This window comes from Flavobacterium soyae, from assembly GCF_021245985.1.
In the GTDB taxonomy this organism is placed as follows: domain Bacteria; phylum Bacteroidota; class Bacteroidia; order Flavobacteriales; family Flavobacteriaceae; genus Flavobacterium; species Flavobacterium soyae.
On record NZ_JAJQXA010000007.1, the window covers coordinates 240,973 to 254,525 of the forward strand.

The 13,553-nt window shown below is 33.7% G+C and carries 12 protein-coding genes; 5 read left to right on the forward strand and 7 right to left on the reverse strand.

The window, feature by feature from the left end; translation table 11 throughout:
* The first annotated feature begins 203 nt into the window (after positions 1-203).
* From LUU93_RS11495 to LUU93_RS11515, 5 genes are all read left to right on the forward strand, one after another.
* Positions 204-1,070 carry a hydroxymethylglutaryl-CoA lyase gene (locus LUU93_RS11495; RefSeq protein WP_232681248.1) on the forward strand — a complete coding sequence of 289 codons (867 nt, stop codon included), beginning with the start codon at positions 204-206 and terminating at the stop codon, positions 1,068-1,070.
* A 67-nt stretch (positions 1,071-1,137) separates the two neighbouring features.
* Positions 1,138-1,689 carry a hypothetical protein gene (locus tag LUU93_RS11500; RefSeq protein WP_232681249.1) on the forward strand — a complete coding sequence of 184 codons (552 nt, stop codon included), beginning with the start codon at positions 1,138-1,140 and terminating at the stop codon, positions 1,687-1,689.
* Positions 1,686-3,080, forward strand: coding sequence for a DUF5723 family protein (locus LUU93_RS11505; RefSeq protein ID WP_232681250.1), 1,395 nt, complete (start codon positions 1,686-1,688; stop codon positions 3,078-3,080). Before LUU93_RS11500 ends, LUU93_RS11505 begins: the two co-directional genes overlap by 4 nt.
* 195 nt (positions 3,081-3,275) lie before the next feature.
* Positions 3,276-4,748, forward strand: a complete 1,473-nt coding sequence (gene guaB / locus LUU93_RS11510) for an IMP dehydrogenase (RefSeq protein WP_232681251.1) — start codon at positions 3,276-3,278, stop codon at positions 4,746-4,748.
* Positions 4,749-4,753: 5 nt separating this feature from the next.
* Positions 4,754-5,149 carry a hypothetical protein gene (locus tag LUU93_RS11515; RefSeq protein WP_232681252.1) on the forward strand — a complete coding sequence of 132 codons (396 nt, stop codon included), beginning with the start codon at positions 4,754-4,756 and terminating at the stop codon, positions 5,147-5,149.
* Between the two features lie 56 nt (positions 5,150-5,205).
* Here LUU93_RS11515 and LUU93_RS11520 read toward each other — a convergent pair whose 3' ends face one another.
* The 7 genes from LUU93_RS11520 to LUU93_RS11550 form a co-directional block, all read right to left on the reverse strand.
* Complete coding sequence (locus LUU93_RS11520; protein WP_232681253.1) at positions 5,206-6,090, reverse strand: L,D-transpeptidase; 885 nt, start codon at positions 6,088-6,090, stop codon at positions 5,206-5,208.
* Between the two features lie 109 nt (positions 6,091-6,199).
* Positions 6,200-7,693, reverse strand: a complete 1,494-nt coding sequence (locus LUU93_RS11525) for a S41 family peptidase (RefSeq protein WP_232681254.1) — start codon at positions 7,691-7,693, stop codon at positions 6,200-6,202.
* 35 nt (positions 7,694-7,728) lie between these two features.
* Positions 7,729-8,313: an NUDIX domain-containing protein gene (locus LUU93_RS11530; protein ID WP_232681255.1), complete on the reverse strand. Its 585-nt coding sequence runs from the start codon at positions 8,311-8,313 to the stop codon at positions 7,729-7,731.
* Positions 8,314-8,368: 55 nt separating this feature from the next.
* Positions 8,369-9,640 carry an adenylosuccinate synthase gene (locus LUU93_RS11535; protein ID WP_232681256.1) on the reverse strand — a complete coding sequence of 424 codons (1,272 nt, stop codon included), beginning with the start codon at positions 9,638-9,640 and terminating at the stop codon, positions 8,369-8,371.
* Positions 9,641-9,732: 92 nt separating this feature from the next.
* The gene (locus tag LUU93_RS11540) at positions 9,733-10,197 is read right to left on the reverse strand and encodes a Fur family transcriptional regulator (protein ID WP_053471018.1); all 465 of its coding nucleotides are present in this window, start codon (positions 10,195-10,197) and stop codon (positions 9,733-9,735) included.
* 184 nt (positions 10,198-10,381) lie between these two features.
* The gene (locus LUU93_RS11545) at positions 10,382-10,924 is read right to left on the reverse strand and encodes a hypothetical protein (RefSeq protein ID WP_232681257.1); all 543 of its coding nucleotides are present in this window, start codon (positions 10,922-10,924) and stop codon (positions 10,382-10,384) included.
* A gap of 86 nt (positions 10,925-11,010) precedes the next feature.
* Positions 11,011-13,233: a RelA/SpoT family protein gene (locus LUU93_RS11550; RefSeq protein ID WP_232681258.1), complete on the reverse strand. Its 2,223-nt coding sequence runs from the start codon at positions 13,231-13,233 to the stop codon at positions 11,011-11,013.
* Between the last annotated feature and the right edge of the window lie 320 nt (positions 13,234-13,553).

Sequence of the window (13,553 nt, forward strand, 5' to 3'; positions counted from 1 at the left end):
AATTTATAGGGTAAAAAAAATAATTCAGAAAACTTATATTCCTATAATCAAAATTATATAAGCAATACATTTAAATGATCTTATATAACTTATATGGTTTTAAAAAAAAACAGCCTAATAAGGTTAAAATAAATAATTCGCAAAGAGTTAATTTTTATTTCTTTAAAAAAGAACCTAACTTAGCTTATACAAAAGAATAAGTTTTGAATAAAGAGATCAAGATTATAGAATGTCCACGAGATGCCATGCAGGGTATCAAAACCTTTATTCCAACAAAAAATAAAGTAACTTATATACAAGCCTTGCTTCGCGTAGGGTTTGATACAATCGATTTTGGAAGTTTTGTTTCTCCAAAAGCAATTCCGCAGATGCAGGATACGGCTGAAGTTTTGGCACAATTAGATTTGTCGCAGACAACCAGTAAATTGCTTTCGATAATTGCCAATACGCAAGGCGCAGCTCAGGCTGCAGAGCATGAAGCTATTCAATATTTAGGATTTCCGTTTTCTATATCTGAAAATTTTCAGATGCGTAATACACATAAAACGATTGCAGAGTCTTTGGTAACTCTTGAAGAAATTCTTGAAATCGCCGATAAAAAAAACAAAGAGGTTGTGACGTACCTTTCAATGGGATTTGGAAATCCGTACGGAGATCCGTGGAATGTTGAAATTGTTGCAGAATGGACAGAAAAACTGGCCGGTATGGGCGTTAAAATTTTATCGCTTTCAGATACTGTAGGAAGTTCTACGCCGGATGTTATTACGTATTTGTTTTCGAATTTAATTCCGAAATATCCTGAAATCGAGTTTGGGGCGCATCTGCATACTACGCCAGACAGCTGGTTTGAAAAAATTGACGCCGCATCAAAAGCCGGATGTATACGTTTTGACGGAGCAATTCAGGGATTTGGCGGCTGTCCAATGGCGACGGATAAATTAACTGGAAACATGCCGACAGAAAAATTGATTTCTTATTTTACTGCTAATAAAAAAATAACCGGACTTAATTCATTAAGTTTTGAAAGTGCTTACAATGAGGCATCTAAATTATTTGGAAAATTTCATTAAAAAAATAATACAAAATAAGTAATATCTGACAAGAAAAGGCGTTTTTATTAATCTTAATTAATTAAAAATGAAACGAAATCTTTTATATAGAATCTCTATAGCACTCTTTTCCGCAGTTTTATTTCTCTCTTGTTCAAGTGATTTAGACTTTGACCAAATCGATGATTTTGTGCTTGAACCCGTTTATGTGGCAAATCTCGCTTACTTTAATGTTACTGCAGATCAAATTGATGATAATGGACAGGGACAGCAAATACCGCCTGATGTTGAAGAATTTGATGTTTTTAAAAAGAAATTTTTTACAGATAATCTGGTAAAAGCCGAACTTAATTTCGAAATTGAAAATACCATAAACAGAGCTTTTGAAATCGAATTGCAGTTTATAGATGCCAATAATCAGCTATTAGAAACTATTGATTTGGCTGTTCCAACCTATACCGGAGGCTCAAACATAATACAATATCCTACAGAAGTTTTTGAGGGAGAACGGTTAAATTTATTAAAAAAGACCATGAAAATTGGTTTTGTAGTAACAACCGTAACAGGATCTGGATCAGGCGATATTTCAGGCAATTTAAAATTCAAATCAGGTGCAACCGTTTATATGAAAGTAAAATGAGAAAAGCACTTTTAATTTTAATGCCTCTGTTGCAGCTTTTTTGTTATTCCCAAAATAAACAAGTGCTGTACAATTTTACGTCAATTCCACAGTCTTCGCTTGTAAACCCAGGGGCCGATGTTTCATATAAATATTATTTTGGCGTTCCGCTTCTGTCCGGAGTTTCTGCAAATATTGGTTCCAGCAGTTTTTCGGCTTATGATTTATTTGCTGATAACGGCGTTGATTTTAATGACAAAGTGCGAAATATTATCAATAAATCATCTGCAAATGATAAAACACAGGTAAACCAGCAGCTTGAAATATTCTCTGGGGGATTTAGAGTAGGAGGAGAGGACAGTCAATCTTATATTTCGTTTGGGGCATATCAGGAATTTGATTTTTTAATGTATTTCCCAAAAGATATTGCCATTTTAGGGGTAGACGGAAACAAGAATTATATTGGGAAATCATTTAATTTGGCTGATTTAAATTTACGCGCCGAAGTGCTTTCTGTTTTCCACGTAGGATTTCACAAAAAACTAAACAAAAAACTGGTTTTAGGCGGGCGGGCTAAAATTTATTCAAGCGGTGCCAATGCGACTTCAACTAAAAACTCGGGATATATTTATACCGGGCAAGGAACGGGAACTAATTTGTACACTCAAATAATCGAATCAAACTTAGAGCTTAAAACTTCGGGCATCGGGAAATTTACAAAAGATGAATACGAAGGAAGTATCCCCAGCGATATTGCACACAATACTTTTTTGAATGGAAGTTTAGGTTTAGGATTTGATGCCGGTATTACTTATAATATTAAAGAAAATCTACAGCTTACTGCCAGTATACTTGATGTTGGTTTTATAAAGCATACTAAAGACATTGAGACGTTGACATATAAAGGTGCTTACAGATATGACGGAGTAAACCCAGGTTTTGATGCTGTAAATGAACCGGAAAATATTTTTGATGAGTTTGATGCGGCTATTCCGCGAGATACGTCTTATAATAAATATACAACCTGGCGCCCCGTAAAATTTAATTCCTCCATTCAATATTCATTTGGCGAATCAAGATACGATGGAGAGTGTAATTGTAAAGGTTCAAGTGAAACAAGATATTTAAATGCTGTTGGCACGCAGTTGTTTATAATGACAATGCCAATAGAACCTTATGCTGCTTTGACGGCTTTTTATAAACGCAGTATTTTTGAAAAGCTGGATGCCAAAGTCACTTATACATTCGATCCGTATTCAAATAAAAATATTGGTTTAGGACTTTCCGGAACACTCGGAAAATTTAATATTTACGCTTTATTCGATAATGTTTTAGAGTATAAAGATGTCACAAAAGCCAATAGTCTTGCCTTTCAATTTGGTTTTAACTTCATTTTTCAAGATAAAAAATAAAATTCCAATACTTTAAATTCCAAATTCCAATTGAGTAAGGTCTTTATTTTTGCTTTATTGATTGGAATTTGGGATTTAAAATTTGGAATTTAAATCGTAAGACGATTCCTGTAAACTTAAATTTATGAATAAGTTAGTATTTAAGTTAGCAATTTATTCACTATATTTGCACGCAATTCAACTAGAAATTGCACCATGATAGCACACAACTCCAAGATTATCGGCGAAGGTTTAACTTACGACGATGTATTATTAGTACCTAACTACTCGAATGTGCTTCCCCGCGAAGTGAGTATCAAATCAAAATTTTCAAGAAACATAACATTAAACGTTCCAATCGTATCTGCTGCTATGGATACAGTGACCGAAAGTGCAATGGCAATCGCTATGGCACAAGAAGGAGGGATTGGAGTTTTACATAAAAATATGACCATCGAGCAGCAAGCTGGAAAGGTTAGAAAAGTAAAGCGTGCTGAAGCAGGAATGATTATCGATCCGGTAACATTACCAATGAATTCAACTATTGCAGACGCTAAAAACGCCATGAGAGAATTCGGAATTGGCGGTATTCCAATCGTTGACGAAAACAGAATCCTTAAAGGAATTGTTACCAATCGTGACTTACGTTTCGAAAAAAACGGAGCAAGACCAATCGCTGAGGTAATGACAAGTAAAAACTTAGTTACTGTCGCCGAAGGAACTTCACTAGAACAAGCCGAAGTAGTTTTACAAGGCCATAAAATCGAAAAATTGCCAGTTGTAAATGCTAAAAACGAATTAGTTGGTTTAATTACGTTTAGAGATATTACAAAACTGACTCAAAAACCAATCGCTAACAAAGATACTTTTGGCCGTTTGAGAGTTGCTGCTGCAATTGGCGTTACCGGAGATGCAGTTCAAAGAGCTGAAGCTTTAGTTGCTGCCGGTGTAGACGCTATTATTATTGATACAGCACACGGACATACTGAAGGTGTGGTAAATGTATTAAAAGAAGTAAAATCAAAATTCCCTCAAATAGATGTAGTGGTTGGAAACATTGCAACGCCGGAAGCTGCTAAATATTTAGTAGAAAACGGTGCCGATGGTGTAAAAGTAGGAATCGGTCCTGGTTCTATTTGTACTACACGTATCGTTGCAGGTGTTGGTTTTCCTCAGTTTTCAGCGGTTTTAGAAGTTGCTGCTGCTATTAAAGGAACAGGTGTTCCTGTAATTGCTGATGGTGGAATTCGTTATACAGGAGATATTCCTAAAGCAATTGCTGCAGGTGCTGATTGTGTAATGTTAGGTTCATTATTAGCAGGAACAAAAGAATCTCCGGGAGAAACTATTATTTTTGAAGGAAGAAAATTCAAATCATACCGTGGAATGGGTTCTGTTGAAGCGATGCAAACAGGCTCAAAAGATCGTTATTTCCAGGATGTTGAAGACGATGTTAAAAAATTAGTTCCGGAAGGAATTGTTGGTCGTGTTCCTTACAAAGGTGAATTAAACGAAAGCATGCTTCAATTTATTGGAGGTCTTCGTGCCGGAATGGGATACTGTGGTTCAAAAGATATTCCAACTTTACAAGAGTCTGGGCGTTTTGTTAGAATCACGTCAAGTGGAATCACTGAAAGCCACCCACATAATGTAACTATTACAAAAGAAGCTCCAAATTATTCCAGATAATTAATATGAATTTACGGTTCAAATTAAAAGATGTTTTTGAAGTTGATTTGTATTATGGATTTTATGAAATTTTTGTAGTAGGAGGTTTTGATGTTCGGGCAAATCCAGATTTTTTTGTCGAAATTCTTGATTTAAAGTCAAATGATTCAATTCTTTTAACAGAAAAAAGCTTTAAAACCAGAGATTATAAAAATGGTAAAAGGGCTGTAAAGTTCTTTACTTTTCAGATTACAAATAAGTCAAAATTCAAAATTTCCGTTCATAATTATGAAGATTTGACAGTTTATCATTCAATGATAGGAGCTAATCGATTTAGTATATTCAATTTGTTGGATATTTTAGGAGTAGCGAAAAGAAATCCAATTCCATTAGAGAATATTGAAATTCTTCTAATTAGTTAGAGTTTTATATAAATTTAAAAGGCATAAGAAGTTAATTCTTATGCCTTTTTTGATTTTTAAAGAGAATTAGTCTGTTCTGCTTCCCTTAATTTTTGATTATCTAAAATTTTCTGAATAAAAGGTTTTACCTCTTTCTCAATTTCAGATTCAGGTATATTTAAAGCTTTTGGATCTGATGCTAATTGCAGCCATGGTTTTGGGCCGTCAAAATTATAACTTCCAAAAACTACAACCGGAGTTCCTTTTACTTTTACATTTTCTTCGTCTTTCAAAATCCATTCATCGGCAAATTTGTAAAGATATTTTGCATCTTTTTCCAATAATCTCAAGCAGGAATGTGATGCCGGATAACCCGGTAATTCATATTGATGAAAACCAACTCCGAGTTTGTTCTCGATATTAAAATTCCATTTTAATTCCCATTCGTCATTAAAAGTACTCGTTGTTTTTTCCGCTTTCCAATTGGTGAAAAACAATCCGGTTGGTGTAGGGGCTTTTTTTCTTCCCATGTTTGTTGGACCCGTACGAACCAACTCACCGTTTTCGTAAGCAGCAAAGGCTTGCGCAGGATAGGAAAAAATAATGATTTTAGAAACTTCTTCTAAAGCAGTAACATGCAATGGAAATGGTAAGTAGTAAACCAAATCTCCGCTAAAATCTGCCGGAATAACTACTGAGTCTAATTTTTTAAAATTTGCTTTGTCAGTTCTGTTTACGGCATAAAGAATATTTAGTTTACTGCTGTCTGTTTCGTTAGTTTTAAGCCAGTCTTTTGTTCTTTCAATCTGGTAAGAAACAGCCGATTTTGGTTTCTTGTATTCAATTGTTTTTTTAGGCTTAGTATTTTTGGTTAAATTGACGGTGTCGCTTTTTTTACAAGAAACAACTAAAGTTAACATTAATATAAGTAATACGTTTGCTGTATGATATAACTTTTTCATAAGTCGTAATTTTTATAAAAATAAAGTTATAACTATACTCGTCAATATACCTTACACAATTTTTTGAATAGTTTGCTGGATTTTCATTTAACAGATAAAATTGTAAAGATTATTTCTGCTCAATTAATTTCAAAGTATATTCAAACTGCGTATCCTTATTTCGCAAAAAATCATCTAAAGTTTGCCTAACTTCATGATCGGGAATAATTCCTCTTCCAAAAATCTGACTGGCTTTTTTAGGCACGTCCTGCTCTAAATTTACAATCGAAAATTGTGTTTTTATTTTTGTGTTTGGTAACTCATATTCGATAGGAGTGTGGCCGTTGTGTCCGAAATAACCACCCATTGTTTCTTCGCCAATAACAACAGCATTTGTGTTTCCTGCTGCTAAAGAGGTAAATAATGATCCTGCAGAAGCAATTCTCGGGCTTATTAATAGATAAATCTGCCCTTTAAAATTGTTTTTATCAGGTTGTAATAAAAGATTGAATTTTTCGTCCTGAATATATTTACCGTTTTCTAATTTCGGAAACTCGTCTTTTATTTCATCTTCAAAATCTTTTTTTTCTTCCTGTTGTTTTTGAAGTTCATTTTCTTCATAAACAAGATATTCCGGAAATGGAATCTCCTGAAAATTGACATAAGCAAGAGCATTTTCCCTAAATGGTTTTTGCGCTAAATATGAAAAAGTTATTATATCATTTGGATCAGTTCCTCCGCCATTATTTCTAACATCAACGATTAGATTTTTTATTTGTAAATTATAAGAAAGATATTGAAAACAGCTGTCCACATATTTTTTATAAGCCAAATGCTCTTTGTCTTTTGCATTTCTGCCAATTGCAAATGTATTAATGGCAAGTAAACTTGTATTGGGTGAAATAACTTTAAAAGAATATTTACCTTTTATTTTTCCGTATTGTAAGCTGTCAATAGGAAGTGAGTGGCGGTTTTTGAAATTCTCTTTTCGAATTTCATTAGAAACTGCTGCAACAGTTTTTTTTAATTTTTGAGACTTATTGGGAAGGGAATATTCAACTAAAAAATCCTTTTGAGGTCCATACTCCATTTCGAAATATTTAGCAAACGAACTTCCAATACCAATCGATTTTCCGGTGATGTTATAACCGTCGGTTGTGTAATATTTAGAAAACGCATCTAATATTTGATTGATAGCAATTCTGTTAATTGAATGAATCTGGGAACCTAACGGAATTTCAGTATTCTGAAAATTAATAACTAGTTTATTTTCAATCAATTTTACAGGATAAGGGAAAAAAACATTTCCTGATGAATATTTATTTTGAAAATCATCAGGAAGTGTTGTGTCATTATGAAGGCTGCCTTCGAAATCGGTAATTTTTAAAATAATCTTATAAAAATCCAGCAGTGTTTTGGGCTGTTTTATCTGTGAAAACGCCCAAGAATAAATGCTGTCAATTTGCTGTTTTGTCCGGTATTTATAAAGCCCGGAATTAGCTTTTTCTCTAATATCTTTAAAAATAATAAGATCTTGTTTTAGTTTTTCAATCGGCAGTTTTACATTTTGCGCGATTAGAAGAAACGGAAAAAACAGAAAAAAGAATATTTTAGATTTGAGCATTTTAAAGTTTTTAGAACCTAAAAATACTCAAAAAACTATATCAAACCTTTAATTTTTGCATGCTGCAGCAACAAAATTGTTTTAGCATCAGTAATTTCACCAGATTCAATCATGGCATAAGCTTCATCAAAAGTATATTCCAGGACTTCAATATTTTCCTGTTCAGCATCCAGTCCGCCGCCTTCACTTACTTTCATGCTTTCGTTATATTCTCCAACAAAAAGATACAAGATTTCTGTTACAGCACCAGGGGACATATAAGTTTCTACTACTTTTTGTACTTTCTTTATTCGATATCCGGTTTCTTCTTCGGTTTCACGAATAATTGCCTGTTCAGGATTATCCTGATCTAAAAGTCCGGCACAGACTTCAATCATCATTCCTGTTTTATTTCCGTTAAGGAAAGTAGGTAAACGAAACTGACGCGTTAAAATAACGGTCTTTTTATCTGAATTATATAGTAAGATTCCGGCACCGTTTCCGCGATCATAAACTTCTCGGGTATGAATTTGTGCTTCTTCTTTCTCTTTTTTATAACTAAAAGAAACTCGGTTTAAAATATACCAATTGTCTGATAATAACTTGGTTTCTGTAATTTCAATTTCTGGATTTTTTCTCATTTCGAAAATAGTTTCATAAAAAAAAACGCCCTGATTATCAGAGCGTTTAAGTGTATTATATTGTTATTGTCTGCTTTCTGTCTGGCCCAACCGATACAATTTTGATTGGCACTTCGATTTCTTTTTCAATAAATTCAATATATTCTTTTAGCTCAATTGGTAATTGATCGTAAGTTGTCAATCCCGTTAAGTCAGCTTTCCAGCCTTTGAATTCCTGATAAACCGGAGTAACATTTTCTGGCTCAATGTTATAAGGAAAGTGAGCAATGTTTTGTCCTTTATAGTTGTATTCTGTACATACTTTTAAAGTATCAAAACCAGAAAGAACATCGCCTTTCATCATCATTAACTGTGTAACTCCATTGACCTGAACAGCATATTTTAAAGCTACAAGGTCTAACCATCCGCAGCGTCTTTGTCTTCCTGTTACAGATCCAAATTCGTTACCAACTCTTGCCATTGTTGCACCAACTTCGTCAAAAAGCTCTGTTGGGAAAGGTCCGCTTCCAACACGAGTAACGTAAGCTTTAAAAATTCCGTATACTTCTTTAATCTTGTTAGGAGCAATTCCTAAACCGGTACAAGCTCCGGCAGCAGTAGTATTTGATGAAGTTACAAAAGGATAAGTTCCAAAATCAACATCTAATAAAGAACCCTGAGCTCCTTCGCATAAAATAGATTTACCTGCTTTTTGAGCCTGGTGGATATATTCTTCACTGTCAATAAAATCTAATTTTTTTAATTCTTCAACAGCTTCAAAAAACTCTTTCTCAAGTTCAGCTAAATTGTATTGAATCGCAACATCGTAGAAAGCAATCATAGCTTCGTGCTTGTCAGCCAATGCTCTGTAACGCTCGTTAAAATCTTCAAGTTCGATATCACCTACACGTAAACCGTTTCTACCCGTTTTGTCCATATAAGTTGGGCCAATTCCTTTAAGAGTAGAACCAATTTTTGCTTTTCCTTTTGAAGTTTCAGAAGCCGCATCAAGCAAACGGTGCGTTGGTAAAATTAAATGTGCTTTTCTTGAAATGATTAATTTCTTTTTGATATCAAGGTTGAATTTCTCTAAACCTTCAATTTCTTTTTGAAAAACTACAGGATCAATTACAACACCATTTCCGATAATATTTATTGAATCTTTATGGAAAATTCCAGAAGGAATAGTTCTAAGTACGTGTTTAATTCCGTCAAATTCTAATGTATGTCCTGCATTTGGTCCTCCTTGAAAACGTGCAATTATATCATAATTTGAGGTAAGAACGTCAACAATCTTTCCTTTACCTTCATCTCCCCATTGTAATCCTAGTAATAAATCTACGGTCATTCTGTTTTTAATTTGCGTTAGGACAATCAAAACTTGCCCTACTGATTATGTAGTTAATTTTCTTTTTTTTATTTTTTGAAAAAGTCTTTATTTTAAGACTGTGAACTCTGCTTTTTGTTTCCGTAGAAATAAAGCGAGTGATTTGTGATTTCAATATCAAATATCTCTTCGATAGTTTTTTTGATGGTTTGAATTCTTGGATCGCAAAATTCAATTACCTCACCAGAATCTGTCATAATGATGTGATCATGCTGTTTATCAAAATATGATTTTTCGTAGTAAGCCTGATTTTGTCCAAATTGATGTTTTCTAACCAAAGCGCAGTCTAACAATAACTCGATCGTGTTGTAAAGCGTAGCCCTGCTCACACGGTAGTTTTTGTTTTTCATTTTGATGTATAGATTTTCTATGTCAAAATGCTCCTCGCTATCGTAAATTTCCTGAAGTATAGCATAACGCTCAGGAGTTTTGCGATGCCCTTTTTGTTCAAGATACATTGTAAAAACATTTTTTACAATTTCTTGATTCTTAGTGTTGTCAGTTGAAATAAGTGTCATATCCTGCAAAGATAATTTTTTATTTTTAATGAATAAAAGTTTCGGGTTTAAAGTTTAACGTTTAAACTGGAATTTGATAGGGGGCAATGCACCAATTTTAGGCTTTTACGCTATTATACTTTACAAAGTTCAATAGAACTTAATTAACATAATTATTTTAATTTAGGATAAAAATAACAGATTTTCAGCTCGTTTTTGACATATACATATACCAGTTCCATTCCCATGTTTTTCCCTGATCGTCAGACATGGCCTGACTCCACACCGGATTATTTTCATCACGGGCATCCCATCTAAATACCTGAATTACATTTCTGCCTTCATAAATATCCTTTGAGAAAAAATGTCCAATTTTATCTTCAAAAGAGCCTACAACGGGTTTGTCTAATGTTCCTGAATTGGAATCGGCCCAGTAAATGCTCCACAATTTTGTTTTCGGATTAAATAATCTAACGGTCATTCCTTCAAAAGGTTCACCATCAAAAGTGGCAAGAAAATTATCAATATTACCAATCCCGTTTAAAATTTTATACATTTCCTGAGTCGATGGAAATTCAATCCATTCTGTGCAACTGGCAAATCTTGTTTTTAATTTTTTGTTACGAATAACTGATTTTCCCTGAAAGAAATCGAAATCATCTTTTGAGGAAGATTTAGAAGCGACAATTAAAAGTTCTCCATTTTCATCAAAAATAACTTCGGGAATTTCTAAGGAATTTGCGTTCATAAAAAAATATTTATATCAATAGTTTAAGTAAAATAGTCACGATGTTGTATTTCTTTTGACTTTAAGACTTTAAACTTTTGACTTATTTAGGTTCTATATTCTCTGGTAACTTTATCAACGCCGTCAATTTTTTTAATGGCATTAATCATTTTTTTCAAAATGGTATTGTTTTGAACAATTACAGCAATTTGACCGTGAAAAATTCCGGCATCGGTACTCAAAGAAATACTCTGAATATTAACGCTCATATTGTTTGAAATTACACGGGTTAATTGATTTGTAAGTCCTAAAACGTCCATTCCGGTAATATTGATAATGGCTTTAAATTCTTCCTGAGAAGAATCGATCCATTTGGCACTCATGATTCTGTAGGCATAATTAGACTGCATTCCAATAGCGTTTGGACAATCTTTTTTATGCACTTTAATTCCTTCGTTTATGGTTACAAAACCAAAAACATCGTCGCCCGGAATTGGGTTACAGCATTGCGAAAGTTTATAATCGAGTTTATCATGTTCTGTTCCAAAAACCAGCATGTCGTAATTACTGCTGATAACTGGTTTGTGAATATCTTCGGCAGCGGTATTGTCTTTATTTCTTTTAATTTTATTTTTAAAGAAATTGATAAACGTATTTCCTTTTTGTGCTGCGTAATCTTTTAACTGCTGGTTTTCTATAGCGCCAATTCCAACGCGATAAAATAAATCTAAACTGGTTTTTAATTTAAAAAAGTTAACTAACTCGTTTGTAACTTGCTCGTTAAGTGTGATTTTTAAATGTTTAAGTTTTCGGGTAAGTAATTCTTTTCCTTCTTCACCAATTTTTTTGGTGTTCTCGTTAAGAACATTTTTGATCTTATTTTTTGCTCTTGAAGTCGTTACATATTCCAACCAGTTTACCGTAGGTTTTTGGTTTGCCGATGTAATAACTTCAACCTGATCACCGCTTTTTAATTCATGGTTTAAAGGAACAAGACGTCCGTTTACGCGGGTTCCTCTTGTTTTAATTCCAATTTCTGAGTGAATGCTGAAAGCAAAATCGAGCGAAGTTGCCCCTTTTGGCAATGATTTTATTTCTCCTTTTGGGGTAAATATGAAAATTTCTTTTGAGTACAAATTCATTTTGAAATCTTCTACAAAATCTACCGCATTTGTCTCCGGATTTTCTAAAGCTTCGCGAAGTAAATTCAGCCAGACATCTAAGCCGCTTTCTTCGCTTGCGCCATTTTTATATTTGTAATGTGCCGCATAACCTTTTTCGGCAATTTCATCCATACGTTCGCTTCGAACCTGAACTTCGACCCAGCGTCCTTTGGGTCCCATAACCGTAATGTGAAGTGCTTCATAACCAGTTGATTTTGGAGATGAAATCCAGTCACGCAAACGGCTCGGGCTTGGTCTGTAGTGATCGGTTACGATGGAATATATTTTCCAGGCGATGAATTTTTCATCATGCGGATCTGATTTATAAACAATTCTAAGCGCAAATTTGTCGTACACTTCATCAAAACTTACGTTTTGCGCACGCATTTTACGGCGGATCGAATAAATAGATTTCGGACGGCCTTTTATAATATAATCTATATTTTCAGCATCAAGAGATTTCTTCAAAACATCCGAAATATCTTTGATATAAGCATCCTGTTCTTCTTTAGTTTCTCTAATTTTGCTTACAATATCTTCGTATACAGCAGGTTCTGTGTACTTTAATCCTAAATCTTCTAATTTGGTTTTGATATTGTAAAGTCCCAAACGATGGGCTAGAGGAGCGTAAATATAAAGCGTTTCCGAAGCAATTTTTGTCTGTTTATATTCTGCCATCGAATCCATGGTCTGCATGTTGTGAAGACGATCGGCTAATTTTATCAAAATTACACGTACGTCATCGTTCAAAGTCAGAATCATTTTGCGGAAATTTTCCGCCTGCATGGATGCATTTAAGTCTTTTTGGACTAATGAAATCTTAGTTAAACCTTCAACAAGCTGCGCTACTTTTGGGTTAAATAAACGCTCGATATCTTCGACAGTTATGGGAGTATCTTCGACAACATCGTGTAATAAAGCCGCGGCAATAGAGGTCGCTCCCAGACCAATTTCTGAGGCAACAATTTTTGCAACTGCAATAGGATGAAAGATATACGCTTCACCAGATTTGCGTCTTTGTTCTTTATGGGCATCAACAGCAACATCAAAAGCTTTCCGAATTAATTTTTTGTCGGCAGGGCTTAAAGTCTGGTAACTAATTCGCAGTAATTCCTTGTATTCGTGTGCAATTGCTTTGTTTTCTTTTTCAATATCTATTTCTATCATAACGGCATAGTTCAAGTACTAAAAATAAGAATAACTTAGAACATATACAAGGGAATGGATTGTTGATTTTAGAGTTTAGATTTTAGATTTTTTGAATAAAAAAAGGGCTTCGACTTCGCTCAGCCTGACAGAAAATAAATTCCAATTTTTTAAATTCCAAATCCCAATAAAAAAGAGCGCAGCGATTTTTTATAAATCTAAAATCTAAAATCTAAAATCTAAAATCTAAAATCTAAAATCTAAAATCTAAAATCTAAAATCTAAAATCTAAAATCTAAAATCTAAAATCTAAAATCTAAAATCTAAAATCTAAAATCTAA